The following is an 18,496-nucleotide window of genomic DNA, read 5'->3' on the forward strand; positions in this document are numbered from 1 at the left end:
ATGAGGGTACAGATCAGCTCCGGGCAGGGCCCGGCGGAATGCGAACTGGCAGTGGGATTATTTTACAGACAGCTCCAAAAGGAGAGGAGGGATATGCGCCTGGTCCAGAGTGTCCACGGAAAAACAGGCAGAGGGTATTCCTCCATCATGTTTGAGACAGAAGAAGATATGCGGGAACTGGAGGGAAGCGTGCTCTGGATATGCAAAAGCCCGTTCCGCCCGGAGCACAGGCGGAAGAACTGGTTCATTGACGTGAGTATCCTGGAACAGCTGCCTGATGCCAGGGAGGATATGAAGCTGCGTTTTGAAACCTTTTGCAGCGGAGGCAAGGGCGGTCAGCATGTGAATAAGGTGGAGACAGGGGTGCGCATCATCCATGTCCCCACCGGGATATCGGTTGTGTCAACTGAGGCCCGCAGCCAGCACATGAATAAAAAGCTGGCCATGAACCGACTGTGTGATATCCTTGCAGATATGGAACTGGAGAACAGACAGAGGGAAAAGGAGCTGGCATGGCTGGAACACACCCGCCTGGAACGCGGGAATCCAGTGAGGATTTACGAAGGCATGCAATTCATCAGGAAAAAATGATCCTGTGTGATTTGTCATAAAATCTTAATAGAATATATACTATCCATATTTTCCTTTCTAACTTAGAATAAAAGTAGTTATCCATTCTGTTTCATAAAACACAGGATTCACACGAAAGGAGAGGCTTATGAGGGCAAATAAATGGCGTCTGTGGGGATTGATTGCATTTCTGTGTTTCATTAACGGCCTTGCCTGCTGCCATATCAGGTACCGGCTTGCCGGGGAACGGTGGCTGGCCAATCCTGACGGCAGGGCCATATTGGTTGTGACGGTTGTTTCGGCAGCCGCCCTGGCCGGTTGTATCGTCATGGATGTCAGGAGGGGCAGGCGGCAGCATGGGCAGGGATAGTCACACCGTATCAAAGATTAAAAAATAATGTGAGGATTACCATGAAAAAACAGACAGATACAGACAAACAGGAGCCAAAGGGCATGAAGAAGGAAATCCTGGAATGGCTTCAGATCATCATCGTGGCGGCAGTAATCGCATTCTGCCTGAATACCTTTGTGGTGGCAAACAGCCGGGTTCCCTCGGCTTCCATGGAGAATACCATCATGACAGGCGACCGGATCCTTGGTTCCAGGCTTTCCTACCGTTTCGGGAACACACCGGAGCGGGGGGACATTGTCATCTTTACCCACAAGGCAGAGCCGGGAAAGGATAAGACACGGCTGGTAAAGCGGGTCATCGGCCTGCCTGGCGAGACAGTTGATATCCGGGAAGACAAGGTCTATATCAACGGTTCAGACATACCGCTTCAGGAGTCCTATCTGCCGGAGGCCATGGATTCAAAGGACTACCACTTTGAAGTGCCTGAGGACTGTTACCTGATGCTTGGCGATAACAGGAATCATTCCATTGACGCACGTGGGTGGGAGGACCCATATGTGACAAAGGATGAGATAAAGGCCAAGGTCCTGTTCCGGTATTTTCCCAACATGGGGAAGATTCAGTGAAACCACGATAACTGACAGGCTTATGCCTGCACAACTCCTGCCGTGAAAGGGGATGTAGTCATGAAAAAAATGATTGGTCCGCTGCTCCTTCCTGCGTGTGCCATAATCCTGATTGTATACGGGCTTGCAAACCACGCAATGACCATAAGGCTTATTGATCCGGAAAAGTATCATTGGGTGGATAGTCTTTTATTCTCATTAGTACCACTGATTGGCGCTAAGATATGCTGCCATAAAGAAAAGTATGGTCAGGCCATTGCCTGTATCATCGCAGCCATTGCGTTCCCGGTCATCTCATTTTTCATGTAAATATCCATGGCCGCACATGGCCCTGAACCGATGACACGAAAGAAAATCCTGGAATCCTGCCTTGGCACAGGAATCCTGGATTTTCTCAATGATTTTAATACATATCAACTTTTAACTGCCCTGTCCGGGATATCTGCCGCGCCTTATCATGTAAATAAACCGCGGAGCATGGTAAAGATACCTGCTGACTGTAAAAACAGGACCGCCATCATGACAGGCGTCACATAGCGTATCATAAATGCGTACATCTTCTTACGTCTGAATACATTTCCATTTACTTCCATCTCTTCGTCAATCCAGGACGGTTTGATGATCCATCCCACAAAGATACAGGTCAGCAATGAGATGAACGGCATCAGGAAGCTGTTGCTGATATAATCCATCAAATCCAGCAGCTGGGCGGTCTGTCCGTTTGGCAGGGGCATTTCAAAGTAAAAAATATTGTATCCCATGCAGATGACTGCGGCAGCGGCAGCGAACAGAACGGCAATGATCAGGCTCATCTGGCGGCGGGACCTGTGGAACAGCTCCATGCAGTTGGCAACCAGCGTCTCCATGATGGAGATACAGGAGGTCAGGGCCGCAAATGCCACCATGATGAAGAAGACAAGGCCAATCAGTGCGCCGGCCCGGCCCATGGCGTTAAATACCTTTGGCAGGGACACAAACATCAGGCTTGGGCCGGAAGCCATGCCTTCGGTTCCTGAGAACACGAACACGGCAGGAATGATCATAAGCCCGGCCAGGAACGCAACACCCGTGTCAAAAAATTCAATCTGGCTTAAGGAGCGGTTCAGGTTTACCTCTTTTTTCACATAGGAACCGTATGTAATCATGATGCCCATGGAAACACTTAAGGAAAAGAACAGCTGGCTCATGGCGTCCAGAAGGATTTCCAGGAAGCGCTTTAAGGTGATTCCATCCAGGCTGGGAATGATATATACCCCCAGTCCCTGAAGTCCTGTACGTGTGACCCCGTTCCCATCCGTGTACCTGAGGGTAAGTGAGAAAAGCGCAATACCCACAATCATGAAAATCAATCCGGGCATGATGATCCTGGAAAACTGCTCAATCCCTTTTTCCACGCCCCGGTACACGATAAAGGCGGTTGCAGCCAGGAATACCAGCATGAAAAAGACGGGAGAGGCCTTGGAGGTGATGAAGGATGTAAAGTATCCGTCCTGGGCCGCCTCCGCGCCCCTGGCAGTCATGTAAGTGACAATGTATTTCGTGACCCAGCCCCCGATTACGGAATAGTAGGTCATGATCAGGGCAGGAACCAGGAATGTGAGATATCCCAGGAAATTCCATTTTTTGTTGATGGCCCCAAATGCCTTGAGCGCATTCTGCTTTGTCTTCCTTCCAATGGCAACGTCCGTGGTCAGAAGCGTAAACCCAAAGGTAAGCACCAGGACCAGATAGATGATTAAGAACAGGCCGCCCCCGTCCTTGGCTGCAAGATAGGGAAAGCGCCATATATTTCCCACACCAACCGCACTTCCGGCCGCGGATAAAACAAATCCGATGGAGCCGCTGAAGCTGCTTTTCTTTTTGGTATCCATAAAATCCCCCGTTTATTCTTATGTTTTTATGATTCCTTATCTAAAAGGAAAACCTCAAATAGTTTATCAGATTTGCTTTATAAATCAAATGTGTCCGTGTTTCATTAAAATAAACTTTTTCGCATAAAAGTTTATTTAGAGTAGAATTATCCGGGAAGATAGTGTATGATAGGGAACTGGACGCATCAGATGCGGACAAGAATATATTTTAAAGAAACTTTCCGGATAGGTCAGGAGGAATCATGAGCAAAATCAATGAACACATTGGCGGGCGCATCCGCATGTACAGGAAGGCCAGGGAACTGACCCTGCAGCAGCTGGCGGACCTGATCCACAAAAGCAGGGCCAGTGTGAGCAAATATGAAAATGGTGAGATTACACTGGACGTGGAAACCCTGTCTGAGATAGCGGATGTGCTGATGGTCAGTCCGGGACAGCTGATGGATTTTACCCCGCCGGTTCCAAAGGCCCCGAAGCAGCCCCTGAACCATTCTGCCAAAAGTCCCTTTTATCAGGCCAAACGGCTGTATTTCTATTTTTATGACGGCCGTTATAAACGGCTGAAGGACGGAATCATCGATATTTATGAAAGGGAAAACTCGCCGGGGAACTTTGAGGCAACCCTGTCCATCAGCGCCGTGACGCCCACGGGAAGAAGCAGTGAGATATATTATACGGGCAAGGTGGTCTACAGTGATATGCTCATACGTTTTTCCTTCGTGAACCAGTGCAACGCCCTGGAGGAAGATCTGCTCTATATCTTCAATCCCCTGGAAATCCGCGATTCCACGGATGGGCTGCTGTGCGGGATATCCAGCGCCGACTTAATGCCCTGTGCATTCAAATGCCTTGTGACCCTGACGCCCCAGGAACACACGGAAAGCTTTAAGCAGCAGCTCCTCATCACCAGGAAGGAGATGCAGAAATGGCAGAAATTAAACATGTTGATAGTGGACAACAGAGGACTATAGAAAGAGGACAAATAGACCATATGACAAATAACTTTGAAGCATATAATTTATCACAGCCAATCCTTGACGCGCTGACACTTCTGGGCTACACGACGCCCACGCCCATCCAGGAGGCCGTAATCCCCAAGGCTCTTAACGGACAGGATATCGCCGCCCGTTCCCAGACCGGGACAGGCAAGACACTGGCCTTTGCAGTCCCTATCTGTGAGCAGGCCGTCTGGGAAGAAAACCTTCCCCAGGCCCTTGTACTGGAACCGACCAGGGAGCTGGCCGTACAGGTAAGCCGCGAGATCTTCCTCGTGGGAAGGAAGAAACGGCTGAAGGTCCCGGCTGTGTTCGGAGGATTCCCTATTGATAAGCAGATCCAGACCCTGAGACAGAAATCCCATATCGTGACAGGCACCCCGGGGCGGGTCATGGACCATCTGCGCAGGGGCAGCCTTTGCCTTTCAAAGGTCCGTTTCCTGGTGATTGACGAGGCGGACCTGATGCTGGACATGGGATTTCTGGATGAGGTGCGGCAGATTCTCTCCCTGCTTCCAAAAGACAGGAGCACCTTCCTGTTTTCAGCCACCCTGGACAGACAGGTGCGGGAACTGATGGGTGAGGCTGTGTCAGAAGCAGTGTTCATTTCCATGGAGGATGAGGTTAAGGCGCCGTCTGCAACCCAACAGTCCGTGTATCAGGTTTTGCAGGAAAATAAATACAACGCGTTTAAGAACATACTCATAAAGGAAAACCCGGACAGCTGCATGATATTCTGCGGAACCAGGGAGATGGTTAATGTGCTGTTCCAGAAGCTGCGCAGGGACCGGATTTTCTGCGGCATGATCCACGGGGAAATGGAGCAGGCGGAGAGGCTTAAGCATGTGGACGCGTTCCGCCGTGGCGGGTTCCGCTACCTGATTGCCACGGATGTGGCTGCCAGGGGCGTTGACTTTGAAGGCATTTCCCTGGTGGTGAACTATGATTTCCCGACAGGGCGCGAGACCTATGTGCACCGGATTGGCCGCACCGGCAGGAACGGGCAGTCCGGACGGGCAGTCAGCCTTGTGACTGAGGATGAACTGAGGATGCTTAAAAAAGTAGAAGAGTATATGGAAACCACCCTGCCGGTCAACCCCCTCCCCGAACCGGACCAGGCAGAGGAAAAGGAATTCTGGGCACTCCAACGGAAAAAAGCAGCGCCCAAAGCAGGTAAGGACGCAGCCCTGAACCATTCCATCCTGCGCCTGTCCATTGGGGGCGGCAGGAAATCCAAGATGCGGACAGGGGATATCGTTGGAACCATATGCAGCATTGACAGGGTGGAGGCAGAGGATATCGGGATCATCGATATCAGGGAAAGCCTTACTTATGTGGAGATACTCAACAGGAAAGGCCCCATGGTGCTGGAGCAGCTTCAGACAAAGACCATCAAGGGGAAGGTTCGCAAGGTAAGGACTGCTGGCAGCAGCGTGATATGACAGGAATGGAAGGACAGCGTTTGCATGTTAGATGATATCATTGTTACGGATTACACGGAGGATAAGAGAGGAATATGAAACGGAATTGGATCAGGCTCCCATTAAAAGGGGCACAGAATGTACGGGAATTAGGAGGACTGCCTGCAATGGACGGGCATCAGACTGCGTGGCACGCGTTTTTAAGGTCGGACCAGCTGTCCGGCCTGACTGCAGAGGACAGGGAAATGCTGCTGGCTTACGGCCTTTCAACGGTAATTGACCTGCGAAGCCCGGGGGAGACTGAAAAACGGCCTGACAGCCAGGAACTGCTGGATAGCATCCTGTACTGCCATATCCCGTTCATGGAGGCGGACATTTCGCCGGAAGGGCAGGCAGGGGCATTAGACAGCCTGCAGGATTTAGGCAGCCTTTATCTCTCCCTGCTGGAACGCAAGGATGTGATCCGACAGCTGTTCCGGCAGATGGATGAGGCCCCGGATGGCTGTATCCTCTTTCACTGTACGGCAGGGAAGGACAGGACCGGGGTCCTGGCTTTAATGCTGCTGATGCTGGCAGGTGTTGACAGACAGGACTGCGAGACAAATTACATGCAGTCATTCACGAATCTGACCAGGAACCCTCAGTTTGCCTATCTGAGCCAGAACGGATACCACTACCTGGTCAGGTCAGATGCAGAGGATATTGACAAAGCTTATGATCATATTGCATCCTGCCCCCATGGGATAAAAGGTTTTCTGGAAGGATGCGGGATTTCCCGCGCCTGTATGGAACGGGTATGCCATCGCATGCTGGGCTAAACCCGCCGGACAACAGACATCCCCGGACAATCCCCGTCCCAGTACAGAAAAATAGCTGATAAATCACAATAAATATTTAATAACTCCCATCCGCGGATATAGTATACTATACCTGTACATTTCAGGAAAAACAACCGCAGGGAGGGAGCGTATCATGACTGAATCCACTAACAGACAACCGGATAACAGGTTCCGGCGTCTTCTTGCCGCCATTACCGCAGTGGTCACCCTTATCATCATATGGGCGCTGTATGATTCGGAATTTCATTATGCCGATACTGCCAAGGGACAGAAGGAGGCGGTTGCTGATTATATAACAGATACCGCTGGGAACAACAGCCGCCATTCGGTCCGGCCCGGTGACCCGCTGCGTGTGATTGCGTCACGGAAAGTAAATAAACATCTTTTCATTTTCTACGGTGCCGGGGACCAGGATAACATTCATGGCCTCGTCCATCTGATACGGGGAATCAACGGCAGATACCGTCCGGTGGATGCAAGTCTCGGTCCGTTTCCATACACCGCTGGAATCCATGCGGAACAGCTGCGGGTTAAGGGAGGCGATATGGAACTGCTGGCGCTGGCAGGCGATGACTGCCAGGATATGGACGCGTTCCGGATTACCTATATAACATCAGAGGAAGGCACTGGGGCGGAAACGTCCTATGAGCAGATTTATCAGATAGAAGAACCGGATTTCCTATGGCTCAAGGACCTTAAGGAAGTGCGGGAAGAACTGGGCCTTAAGGATAATGCACAGATTCGCCTTTCTGCAAAGGAAATCCAGCTGATGGACAGGGATGGAAATGATATCACCCGCCAATTTAAGGATCCTTCCATAAGCCAGGGATGGGGCGGCGGAAAAGGCACGGCAGAAATGGGACTTCTGTATGTATTAATAGGGATTGTCGGAGGACTGGGCCTTATATTGGTCCGCTACCTCCTCTATGACGATAAAAACCATGGGAGGCATTAAATGACAGGAAGCAGGAAAAGACGGACCCGCCGGAGAGGAAGAAGAGGCGGGAAGGGACTCATACTGGCCCTTGTGCTGATTGTACTGGCAGGTGCCGGCATGGGCGGCGCATCTTATTATTATATACAGGCAAGGAATCAGGCAGCCATCCCAAAGCCGGATGAACTGTTTGTCCGGTACGTCTCCTTCCTGTCCCAGGGCAGTTATGGGGAAATGTACGGTATGCTGGATGACCAGAGCCGCCGGGAGATAAGCCTGGAGGATTTTGTTGCGCGCAATCAGAACATATATGAAGGCATTGAGGCCGCCCATATCCAGGCTGACATCAAAAGCGTGGAGGAGCCGCAGGAAAATATTGCCGTGGTGAATTACCAGATGAGCCTGGATACAGTGGCAGGTGCAGTCTCATTCCCCAATCAGGTGACCTTTGTAAGGGATGAGGAGGGATATTACCATATGTCCTGGAATGACCGGGTCATATTTCCTGAGTTCAGCAAAACAGATAAGGTCCGGGTGTATACGGAAAAGGCGGAACGCGGGGAAATCTATGACAGGAACGGAACGCTTCTGGCAGGCAGGGGCGCCGCATCCCTGGTTGGCCTTGTTCCTGGAAAGATGAGCGCCGAGCCTGGCCAAGACATGGAGCACCTTTCATCCCTCCTGGGAATTTCCACGGAGGGCATTGAAAAAAAACTTGGCGCGAAATGGGTGAAAGGCGATTCCCTGGTACCCTTAAAGACGCTTAAAAAGGTAGATGAGCTGAATCTTAAATCCGGGACGCCAAGTGAGGAGAACCTGCAGGACCGTGCCCTTCAGGATGAGCTTCTGACCATACCCGGCATCATGATCACGGATACGCCGGTCCGTTCCTATCCCCTTGGGGAGCAGGCCTCCCATCTGATTGGATATGTACAGAACGTGACGGCAGAGGACCTGGAAAAACATGCCGGGGAAGGATATCTGACTGACAGTGTCATCGGGCGGAGCGGCATGGAGGCCCTGTTTGAAAATGAACTGCGGGGCACCAACGGATGCACGGTTGCCATCATCCGGGAAGACGGTTCCATGAACCGGGTGCTGGCAGCCATCCCCAAGCAGGACGGCAGGAACATTACCCTTACCATAGACAGCGGTCTTCAAAGCGCCATATATCAGGCATTTAAGGAGGATAAAAGCTGTTCTGTTGCCATGAATCCTTATACGGGCGAGGTACTGGCCCTTGTGAGCACGCCGTCCTATGACAACAATGATTTCATACTGGGTATGTCCCAGGAAAAGTGGGACGCGCTGAACGGGGATGGGCGCAATCCGCTGCTGAACCGTTTCAGGCAGAGGTTTGCTCCCGGTTCCTCCTTTAAGCCCATAACGGGCGCCATCGGCCTGGATGCAGGAACCCTGGACCCGAACCGTGATTATGGGGAAGAGGGGCTGAGCTGGCAAAAGGACGAAAGCTGGGGGAATTATCATGTCACCACCCTCCACAACACCAACCCGGCCACACTGGAACACGCCATGGTGCTGTCCGACAACATTTACTTTGCAAAGGCCGCACTGGAAACCGGATATGATGCCTTTGCCTCCGGACTTGACCGCCTGGGCTTTAACCAGGACCTTCCCTTTGAAATCGCCGTGGCCCAATCCCAGTATTCCAATACGGACCGCATTGAGACGGAAATCCAGCTGGCGGACAGCGGTTACGGGCAGGGCCAGGTACTGGTCAATCCAATCCATCTGGCCTCCCTTTATACCATGTTCCCCAATAAGGGAAATGTGATGAAACCCCGGCTGGTCCATGACAAAGACATGGAACCGGAGGTGTGGCTTCCTGGTGTATTTACACCTGAAATCACAGACAGGATTGAAAATGCCATGAAGCAGGTGGTGTCTTCACCGGAAGGCACGGGACGGGCCGCGTACAGGGAGGACCTTACGCTGGCAGGCAAGACAGGGACAGCGGAAATCAAGGCATCCAAGACCGATACCAGCGGAACGGAGCTGGGATGGTTTGCCGTGTATACAGCGGACCCGGGACAGCCCGCGCCACTTCTTCTTGTGAGCATGGTGGAGGATGTGAAGCATGCAGGCGGCAGCGGCCTGGTAGTCAGGAAGGATAAGGCGGTGTTGGACGCCTGGCTGCCGGTTGCACCGCAGTGAGGGACGGGATGCCTGGCTGCCGGTTGCAGATTTTATGGATTGGCGGCTGAGTGGAAATTTCTATAGGTTGGCAGCCGAGTGGAAATTTCACAGTTGAATCATGCCATATATTCTGTTATAATAAAGCTATTAATAAGAGATTTGAAATGCGGATACGTGAAAAACGTGTTCGCATTTCGTCGTTTATGGGAAGATGAACAAATCTGTTCATCCAGCCCGGCACTGTCTTACGGCAACTACTACATATCAGGGGTGAGAAAATGAAAAAAATGGATGAACTGCAGGTGGAAAATGACCGGCTGAGGATACTTGCCAGACATGATTCACTGACAGGGCTTTTGAACCGCGGAGCAATGGAAGAGGAGGTGGGAGACTTACTCAAAAATAAAAAGGGCGGCATCTTCCTTATGCTTGATGTTGACCATTTCAAGGATATTAATGACGTTTACGGGCATCTGACCGGGGACCTGGTCCTTCAGGAGCTGGCCCGTATCATGGGATTTCTTTTTTTCAAAAAGGATATCATCGGACGCATGGGCGGGGATGAATTTGCCATCTTCATACCAGGTGAATACAGGAATGAACTGGTGGATTCCAAGGTGGAACGGCTTCATTCAAGGGCGGTCCAGGCCGGTAAGGATATGGGAATCGGAAACAGCCTGAAACTGACCATAGGCGCTGACCTGGTCCGCAAAAACGACACGTTCCGGACACTGTACAGGCGGGCTGACCTGGCCCTTAGGATTGGCAAACAGCAACGGAAAAAGGCCCTGTATCTCTATGAGTCCTCCATGGAGGACTGCCACCCGGATTCGGCAGCAAGGAACGAACTGCCGGCAGCGCCACATGATATGAGATACATATGCAGGCAGCTAAAGGAGCCTGAGTTTGCCCATGAAGCAGGCAGCCAGGACTACCGGACATTCCTAGCCATTTTCCGTTTTTTAGAAAGGAACCTGGGCAGGACAGGTCTTAATGTACAGATTATCCTCATCTCTGTCACAGACCAGTTCGGTTCCTTCGTCGCACTGGAGGAGCGTGAATTCCTGACAGGCAGGCTGAAGGACAGCATCTGTTCATCCCTGCGTTTCGGCGACCTCTATACCAGGTACAGCAGCTGCCAGTTCCTTATCATGACGCCGGGGGCGGCCTGTGAGAATATGGAACAGATCATCATGCGGATTCAGAAGAAATTCCAGGAATCCATTTCGGACCGCAAGGATATCAAACTTTTCTTCAGTTTTTATCCATTGCAGCAGACCGCACCGAAAAAGCAGGATCTTCTATGATTGACAAACCGCCTGCGTTAGAATATAATTCATGAAACATGAACCGTGTGATTCATTCAATATCAACAGACTCATATGAACCGTTAATTCATTCAATATCAACAGACCCATTCACTTTTTAAATTGGAGGATTATATATGGAGCATTCCTACCGACTGCTGGCAGTCGATGACGAACCGGATATACTGCGGACAAACCGCAAATACCTGGAGGCACGGGGGTATCAGGTGGATACTGCGGTCTGTGCCGCCGATGCACTGGAACTGTTGGGAAGGCAGGGTTATGACTGTATCCTGCTGGATGTACTGCTTCCGGACATGAACGGATTTGAACTCTGTGAAGCTGTCCGCTCCCTTACCAGCGCCCCAATCCTGTTTCTCAGCTGTATGGACGATGAGGCGGACAAGATAAAGGGGCTGATGGCCGGAGGGGATGACTATATCACCAAACCATACAGCCTGAAGGAACTGGCGGCGCGTGTGTATGCGCAGGTGCGCCGAAGTTCCATGAAAGGGTTTGTCATTGACCACCAGAACCAGCTTCTGCGGATTGACAACCGGATCATCCCCCTGGCGCAGAAGGAATTTGAGCTTTTCCTGTTCCTTCTTGGCAATTCCGGCCGGATCCTCTCGGCAGCGGAACTTTACCATGAGATATGGCGTACCGGGAAGCCTGACCCGGCCAATACCGTGGCAGTCCATATCACCCGCCTCAGGCACAAGCTGGAAGAATCAGAATCCGTCATCGGCCGGATTGAAACCGTGCGCGGGGAAGGATACAGGTTCTTACCAAAATCAGAAACGGGGATAAGACTATGAAACGGTTCCTTGCTATATTCCTGCTTATTTTCTCCCTGTGTCTGGCGCTGTTTTTTACTGCCTCCAAGCCCTTTGTCTCAAAAGGGCCGGAGGCAGTGGAAGGTGTCCTTGACGTCCGCGGGACGGATTTTACTTCCCAGGTATATGCACTGTCCGGGCAGTGGGAATTCTATCACGGCCAGCTCTACACCCCGGAGGACTTCCGGCAGGGAACTGCTAAAGGCGGGGAGTACATTGACCTGCCCGGTCCCTGGACCAGGATGGGGTATCCCAAACTTAGCTATGCAACCTACCGGCTCAAAATCCTGACGCCTCCCGGGCAGGTATATCTTCTCCATATCCCCGAAATCATGTCATCTTCCCTTATCTGGATCAACGGAGAAGAATTCTACGGCGCCGGAACGGTAGGTGGATTGGACGCTGATACGGTTACCGGGGTACGCAATGAACTTTTGGCGGCAGCTTCCCCCAACGGCACCCTGGAGCTGGTCATCCAGGCAGCCAATTACCGTATGAACGGCAGCGGCATTTTCTATCCAATCCTGATGGGCCGGGATACGGTCCTCATCCACCATGTGTTCTGGCAGCGCACCGTGGTGGCAGCTGCCCTGGGCGGAATCCTGCTGATTGGGGTATACCACCTGTTCCTCTATTTTTTCCGCAGGCGGGAACATCTGTACCTGACCTTCAGCCTGATCTGCCTGACCACGGTGCTGCGTCTGGGAATGGAGAGCAATGCCTTGGTCCAGTATTTTCTTCCGGGTGGGATTGGCTTTGTGCTCAGCCGGGTGTTTTTATTGCTGTTTACCCTGCACAGCCTGTGCATCTGTCTTTTTATGGTGCAGGCATTCTCCATAAGGCTGGGGCGTTTCCTGCGTGTCCTTTACCTGGTCTGTTTTATCCTGCCCATGGCGGGAATCTGTGTGCTGCCCTATGCAGCAGCAGTGAACGGCATGTTCATGGTCATGATTCCCTATGTCATCTCCATCTTCCTGGCTGTCCGGACCGGAAATATCGGCAGGGATCCCTACCGTCTCCTGTACTTATGCAGTATGGTAACCTATCTGTTTTATGGGCCGTTGACAAAAACAGTATTTGAAGGGGATATGTTTGTCCCTGGAATCGTGCCTAACATGTTCCTGATCCTCAGCCAGTGCGTCATGCTGTCGCGCAGCTACGCCCAGGCCCATGAGGAGGCAGAGCGGCTCAATGCCAACCTGGAAGAGCTGGTCAAGCAGCGCACGGCCCAGCTCAACCATGCCAATGAACAGCTGGAAGCCTCCCAGGCAGCGCTTCAGGAAATGATAAGCAACATTTCCCATGACCTTAAGACGCCCCTGACCGTGCTTAATAACTATCTGGAACTGCTGGGGGATGAGATGATTGCCCCCAGTGAACAGGAGAGGACAGAATACCTTGGGATAGCCTATCACAAGAACCTGGACCTTCAGCGGCTCATCCACAACCTGTTTGAGGTTACCCGCATGGAGGGAGGGACTGCTGTCTATCATCCGGAGTGGGTATCTGCCGATAAGCTCATGGTGGAGGCGGACAGGAAGTACGGCGACCTGGTGCGGGATAAGGGGATTACCTTCCTGGCCCGGGCAGAGGGTATGCTGGAGCTTCAACTCGACAAAAATAAAATCTGGAGCGTTCTGGATAATTTAGTTTACAATGCGCTGCGCCATACTCCGGAAGGAGGCAGTATTTCATTGTGCATATCCAGGGACGTGGACAACAGGGCCGCCCTCCGTGTGTCAGACACCGGTGAAGGGATTGCTGCCGCCCATCTGCCCCATATTTTTGAACGGTTCTATAAAGTATCGCCGGAGCGCGGGGAAAAGGACGGTTCCAGCGGCCTGGGCCTGTATATCGTGAAGACAACGGCCGAGGCCATGGGTGGTTCCGTCCGGGTAGAAAGCACGTTGGGGAAAGGAACTGTTTTTACCGTCACTTTTCCTGCAAGATAGGATTTTTAGCCGGACAGGGATTTCTAACCGTGTTTTAACCTTATATTGTATATAATGAATGCGTGATCACATCTCAGTACTAATAAAAATACAATATAACCGGAGGTAACAGATTATGATGAAACACAGAATGATGACCAGCCTGGCTATTGCAGCCATTGCAGCCGCAACCCTTGGGATTCCTGCATTTGCAGGGGAAATGAAACAGGAGGCTTATACCGTCACGGTAAAGGATGCCGTTGGCAGAGGGACAGACAGGACCTTGCCCGGCTTAAAAAACAGTGACGGCGGGGTTCAGTACTATGATACGGAAGACGGGGTCACGATTTCCGTTGTCCAGGCAGACGGTAATACCGCGCAGGAGGACCTGCCGCCTCAGAAAACCGATGAAAACGGAAACCGGTATTTTGAGATGGCAGATGGCAGCAGGATTTATGTTACCCCGTCAAGAAGCGCTTCTGTCAATTAACGGAAGGATATGATGTGCAATGAGACTTTTAATCATCGAGGATGAGGAAGATATGCGGGAGGCATTATGCTGCGGGCTGAGGAAACGCGGATACGCCGTGGACTCCTCGGGTGACGGCGCAGAAGCCGTCCAGCTGTGTTATATCAACCACTATGATCTGGTGGTACTCGATTTAAATCTCCCAGGCATGGATGGGATGGAAGTCCTCAGGCACCTGCAATCCCAGGAAAAGCATACAAAGGTACTGATTCTATCCGCCCGCTCGGAACTTACGGATAAGATAGCCGGACTGGACGGCGGGGCAAGTGATTACCTCACAAAGCCGTTTCATTTCCAGGAACTGGAGGCGCGTATCCGTATGCTGCTCCGGCGCTCCTTCACCCAGGCAGACGCCGCCCTGATATGGGGCGGCCTTTGCCTGGATACGAATGCAAGGACCGCAAGCTACAACGGTGTTTTGCTGGAACTGACCATGCGGGAATTTGCCATACTTGAATATCTGATGATGCATATGGGCAGACCGGTAAGCGCTGAGGAACTGATGGAACATGTGTGGGACAGTGAGGCTGACCCGTTTTCCAATCAGGTCAAGGTTTATATCAGCGTCATCCGCCGTAAGCTGCTTGCAGTTACCAAGGATGAAATCATAAGGAATATCCGGGGAGCCGGTTATCTCATTGGCGGGGAGGAGAAGAAATGTTAAAAAAGATATCGCTTCGTGCACGCCTGACGCTTCTGTCAGCCATGGTGATGGCATGTGTGGCGGTCATGCTGACCGGGATGTTCCTGGTTGGCGCTGACCGTATTTTTGTCCGCAACCTTCAGCAGCACTTTGTTACACAGTCAGATGAATACGATATTATATTATCCACCACGGAACTGAATCGGTCAGATGCCGGGGAAATTACATTTACCATAAAACAGGCAGGAAGCCAGTTTAATATATGGGGAGCGGCCGGACTGGCCCTCATGCTTTTCCTGGGAACCGGAGCCACCTGGCTCATGGCGGGGAAAGCGTTGAAACCGCTGAGGGAACTGACTGGCACCATTGAAGGAATCGGAGGCAATGACCTGTCCCGCCGTGTTGAGCATCAGGACAGGCAGGATGAGATTGGACAGCTTGCCGTTTCCTTTAATCATATGATGGACAAAGTCAGCGCTTCCTTTGAACGCCAGCAGCGGTTTTCAGCCAGCGCCGCCCATGAACTCAAGACCCCGCTTGCAACCATACTGGTGAACCTGGATGTACTGGACATGGAGGAAAAGGCTTCGGCAGCCCAGATGGAAAGGGTGCTGTCAATTGTCAGGACCAACACCGAACGGATGATCCAGCTGGTGGACAACCTGTTCCAGCTGACAGCAAAAACGGGGGATGGGATGTGTGAAGAGGTGCTGCTGGAAGAAATGTTTGCGGAAATCCTGGAGGAACAGACCCCTCAGCTGGATGCAAAGCACCTGAGTGTGTCCCTCAGCGGCCTTTCAGGAATGAAACTGACCGGAAACCCCACCATGCTCTACCGGGCGATGAGTAACCTGGTTGAAAATGCTATAAAATATAACCGTGAAAACGGCTCCATATCCATCTCTGCCAGCAGGCAGGAGGGGAACACAATCATAAAGATATCAGATACAGGCATAGGCATCCCCGAAGAAGAGTGTGAGCGTATCTTTGAGCCATTCTACCGGGTTGACCAGTCACGGTCGCGGTCTGTGGGAGGGTCGGGACTGGGGCTGGCCCTTGTGAAGGATATCGTGGAGAAACATGGAGGGAGCATCCGGGTAAACAGCAGGGCAGGACTGGGGAGTGAATTTATTTTATACTTATAAATAGACTGGATGGAAAAATGAATATCCATTATCTTTACTTGTATTATCCATACAGCAGAATTATAATGTATCCATGGAAGTGGCTGTATGGAATACATGATATCAAGGGACGCAGGCAGAAGAGGCTGTGGACAGCAGGAGAAAGAGGGCGGATGGTGAACAATGGAAAATAAAATTTTGCTGGTTGACGATGAGAAGGACATTGTTGATTTAGTAGAAGAAGTGCTGAGAAAAGAAGGTTTTCGTGTTATCCAGAAAGCCTATAACGGGACGGACGCGTTGAAAATCTGCCGGGACTTCCAGCCCGATGTAATTGTGCTGGATATCATGCTTCCTGATATTGACGGATTGGAAGTCTGCAGACAGATCCGGCAATTTTCTTATTGCTCCATTTTGTTCCTATCCTCAAAAAATGACGATGTCGATAAAATCCTCGGCCTTTCCTGGGGTGGGGATGATTACGTTACGAAGCCGTTCAGTCCGCGCGAAGTGGTATTCCGCATTAAGGCCCAGCTTCGCCGCCAGCAGTATCAGACTGCTTCCCCATTGCAGGAAGGAACCAGTTTAACTGTCGGTCCCCTTAGGATTGATAAAGAAAGCTGCAGGGCCTATAAAGGTGGGCAGGAGATTGGCTTAACAGGCCGTGAATATCTCCTGCTTACCTACCTCATGGAAAATGCAGATAAAATCATCAGCAAGGAACGGCTCTACGAGCAGGTGTGGGGAGAATACAGTTCTATCTGTGACAACACGATTATGGTGCATATACGGCATTTACGGGAAAAGATTGAGGATATCCCCTCTCAGCCGCAGCAGCTTATCACCGTGAAGGGGTTGGGTTATAAGCTCAAAAAAAGGATTGATTAAATGAAACGGTCTGGCTATCGTACAGTATTCCACATATACATGATTTTCTTTTTATCGCTGCTTGGCACTTTCCTGTTAGCGGGAAGCCTTTTCTTTTTAACGATTACCATTCAAAAGGCAGATGGCCAGATGGCAAGAAGCGACTGGCCCCAGCTATTTACAGACGAATTTAAGGAGCAGATTATTTTTATTGATATGGTCCCCCGGATTAAGCAATCCGGGATTGCTGCCCTGCAGGACAATGGAATCGGCCTTCAGCTTTTAGATGTTTCTGGCCGTGAAGTATTCAGCTATCAGAAACCGGAACAGGCAGATACGGCCTATTCCAGTATGGATTTGTTACAGCTCTGTCAGACCGGCCGGATAAAAGACAGTGGATTAACTGCTTGTATGGGTACGGTTTCCAATGCTGAAAGCGGGTACACTTATATTTTATATTTTCCTGTTAATATCTCAAAGGTTACGATGTATCTGAACGGAGAGCGGTTTACAGGCGGCAGGATGATAATCTTACCGATTTTGTCAGCTCTTTTCCTGCTTGTTCTGATTTCAGGCGTTCTCTATGGGCTTTTTACAACAAGGGCGATGAAACGGCTGACCACTGCCGTCCAGGAAATTTCAGGGCGCTGCTATCTCCCTGTTAAAGATTCAGGCGTGTTCCGTGATTTGTATCATAGCCTGAACACATTAAACGAGGAAATCAGGGCCAGTGACCGATTGCAGGTCCAAACAGAAAAAATGCGCGAGGAATGGATTTCCAACATTACCCATGATTTGAAAACGCCGCTTTCCCCCATTAAGGGTTATGCGGAAATACTCGGGGACACTGGCGGCCAAAGTGAAGAACAGTGCAGACGATATGCTGGAATCATACTAAAAAACGTTTCTTACATAGAAACGCTGATTGATGATTTAAAGCTGACCTATCAGTTGGAAAATGGAATGCTCCCCCTAAACAGGGAAAAGCAGGATATTGTCCGTTTTCTGAAAGAACTGGCGATTGACATTCTGAATACCCCGAAATATGAAAACCGCACCATACATTTTGAAGGCACGGCAGATTCCATAATCTTTTCATTTGACCAGAAACTTTTTACAAGAGCCTTTCGCAATTTAATCATCAATGCCTTTGTGCATGGCGATGAAACTACTGAAATCGCCTTATGTGTATCAGCCTCTGATACTGAATTAAAAATTGATGTATCTGATAATGGAAAGGGAATGGGAGAGGAGATGACCGGGCACCTTTTTGACCGATATTACCGTGGAACCAATACCGGACAAAAACCAGAGGGGAGCGGTTTGGGATTGGCAATCGCCAGGGATATTATCGGGCTGCACGGCGGCATGATATCCGTTGCCAGCATCCCCGATACCGGGACAAAATTCCAAATCGTCTTTTTGACTGATTAAGGTTAATTAAGGTTGCCTGAAAATCAGATTAAGGTTGGCAGACTATCATGATGTTAGTGA

At 50.8% G+C, this 18,496-nt stretch carries 18 protein-coding genes; 17 read left to right on the plus strand and 1 reads right to left on the minus strand.

From position 1 onward, the window contains the following. From prfH to LK536_RS30505, 4 genes are all read left to right on the plus strand, one after another. Positions 1-591 carry a peptide chain release factor H gene (gene prfH, locus LK536_RS30490; protein WP_120057282.1) on the plus strand — a complete coding sequence of 197 codons (591 nt, stop codon included), beginning with the start codon at positions 1-3 and terminating at the stop codon, positions 589-591. 127 nt (positions 592-718) lie between these two features. Continuing rightward, positions 719-940 carry a hypothetical protein gene (locus LK536_RS30495; protein ID WP_227794851.1) on the plus strand — a complete coding sequence of 74 codons (222 nt, stop codon included), beginning with the start codon at positions 719-721 and terminating at the stop codon, positions 938-940. 41 nt (positions 941-981) lie between these two features. Then, positions 982-1,548, plus strand: a complete 567-nt coding sequence (gene lepB / locus LK536_RS30500) for a signal peptidase I (RefSeq protein ID WP_227794852.1) — start codon at positions 982-984, stop codon at positions 1,546-1,548. A gap of 60 nt (positions 1,549-1,608) precedes the next feature. Then, positions 1,609-1,857 carry a hypothetical protein gene (locus tag LK536_RS30505; protein ID WP_227794853.1) on the plus strand — a complete coding sequence of 83 codons (249 nt, stop codon included), beginning with the start codon at positions 1,609-1,611 and terminating at the stop codon, positions 1,855-1,857. Positions 1,858-2,003: 146 nt separating this feature from the next. Here the strand turns inward: LK536_RS30505 and LK536_RS30510 are convergent, their stop codons facing one another. After that, positions 2,004-3,419: a sodium-dependent transporter gene (locus LK536_RS30510; protein WP_025487313.1), complete on the minus strand. Its 1,416-nt coding sequence runs from the start codon at positions 3,417-3,419 to the stop codon at positions 2,004-2,006. A gap of 242 nt (positions 3,420-3,661) precedes the next feature. Here LK536_RS30510 and LK536_RS30515 point away from each other — a divergent pair, with 242 nt between their 5' ends. From LK536_RS30515 to LK536_RS30575, 13 genes are all read left to right on the plus strand, one after another. Then, a complete protein-coding gene (locus LK536_RS30515) occupies positions 3,662-4,390 on the plus strand; it encodes a helix-turn-helix domain-containing protein (protein WP_227794854.1) in 729 nt (242 codons plus the stop codon). Between the two features lie 20 nt (positions 4,391-4,410). Beyond that, the gene (locus tag LK536_RS30520) at positions 4,411-5,856 is read left to right on the plus strand and encodes a DEAD/DEAH box helicase (RefSeq protein ID WP_227794855.1); all 1,446 of its coding nucleotides are present in this window, start codon (positions 4,411-4,413) and stop codon (positions 5,854-5,856) included. Between the two features lie 74 nt (positions 5,857-5,930). Beyond that, positions 5,931-6,653 carry a tyrosine-protein phosphatase gene (locus tag LK536_RS30525; protein ID WP_227794856.1) on the plus strand — a complete coding sequence of 241 codons (723 nt, stop codon included), beginning with the start codon at positions 5,931-5,933 and terminating at the stop codon, positions 6,651-6,653. A gap of 154 nt (positions 6,654-6,807) precedes the next feature. Further along, on the plus strand, positions 6,808-7,629 hold the full coding sequence (locus LK536_RS30530; RefSeq protein ID WP_227794857.1) for a hypothetical protein: 822 nt from the start codon (positions 6,808-6,810) through the stop codon (positions 7,627-7,629). Further along, positions 7,630-9,783, plus strand: a complete 2,154-nt coding sequence (locus LK536_RS30535) for a penicillin-binding transpeptidase domain-containing protein (RefSeq protein WP_227794858.1) — start codon at positions 7,630-7,632, stop codon at positions 9,781-9,783. A 260-nt stretch (positions 9,784-10,043) separates the two neighbouring features. After that, positions 10,044-11,072: a GGDEF domain-containing protein gene (locus LK536_RS30540; RefSeq protein WP_008725764.1), complete on the plus strand. Its 1,029-nt coding sequence runs from the start codon at positions 10,044-10,046 to the stop codon at positions 11,070-11,072. Positions 11,073-11,209: 137 nt separating this feature from the next. After that, positions 11,210-11,890: a response regulator transcription factor gene (locus LK536_RS30545; protein WP_008725762.1), complete on the plus strand. Its 681-nt coding sequence runs from the start codon at positions 11,210-11,212 to the stop codon at positions 11,888-11,890. After that, positions 11,887-13,860, plus strand: coding sequence for a sensor histidine kinase (locus tag LK536_RS30550; protein ID WP_227794859.1), 1,974 nt, complete (start codon positions 11,887-11,889; stop codon positions 13,858-13,860). Before LK536_RS30545 ends, LK536_RS30550 begins: the two co-directional genes overlap by 4 nt. A 115-nt stretch (positions 13,861-13,975) precedes the next feature. Beyond that, entirely contained in the window at positions 13,976-14,329 is a 354-nt protein-coding gene (locus LK536_RS30555) for a hypothetical protein (protein ID WP_227794860.1), read from the plus strand. A gap of 19 nt (positions 14,330-14,348) precedes the next feature. After that, a complete protein-coding gene (locus LK536_RS30560; RefSeq protein ID WP_227794861.1) occupies positions 14,349-15,032 on the plus strand; it encodes a response regulator transcription factor in 684 nt (227 codons plus the stop codon). After that, positions 15,026-16,156, plus strand: coding sequence for a sensor histidine kinase (locus tag LK536_RS30565; RefSeq protein ID WP_227794862.1), 1,131 nt, complete (start codon positions 15,026-15,028; stop codon positions 16,154-16,156). Before LK536_RS30560 ends, LK536_RS30565 begins: the two co-directional genes overlap by 7 nt. A 162-nt stretch (positions 16,157-16,318) precedes the next feature. Beyond that, positions 16,319-17,023: a response regulator transcription factor gene (locus tag LK536_RS30570; RefSeq protein WP_025487322.1), complete on the plus strand. Its 705-nt coding sequence runs from the start codon at positions 16,319-16,321 to the stop codon at positions 17,021-17,023. A 39-nt stretch (positions 17,024-17,062) separates the two neighbouring features. Beyond that, positions 17,063-18,436 carry an ATP-binding protein gene (locus LK536_RS30575; protein ID WP_506092014.1) on the plus strand — a complete coding sequence of 458 codons (1,374 nt, stop codon included), beginning with the start codon at positions 17,063-17,065 and terminating at the stop codon, positions 18,434-18,436. Positions 18,437-18,496 lie beyond the last annotated feature (60 nt).

The organism is Clostridium pacaense, from assembly GCF_020709765.2.
GTDB classification, from domain to species: Bacteria; Bacillota; Clostridia; order Lachnospirales; family Lachnospiraceae; genus Enterocloster; species Enterocloster hominis.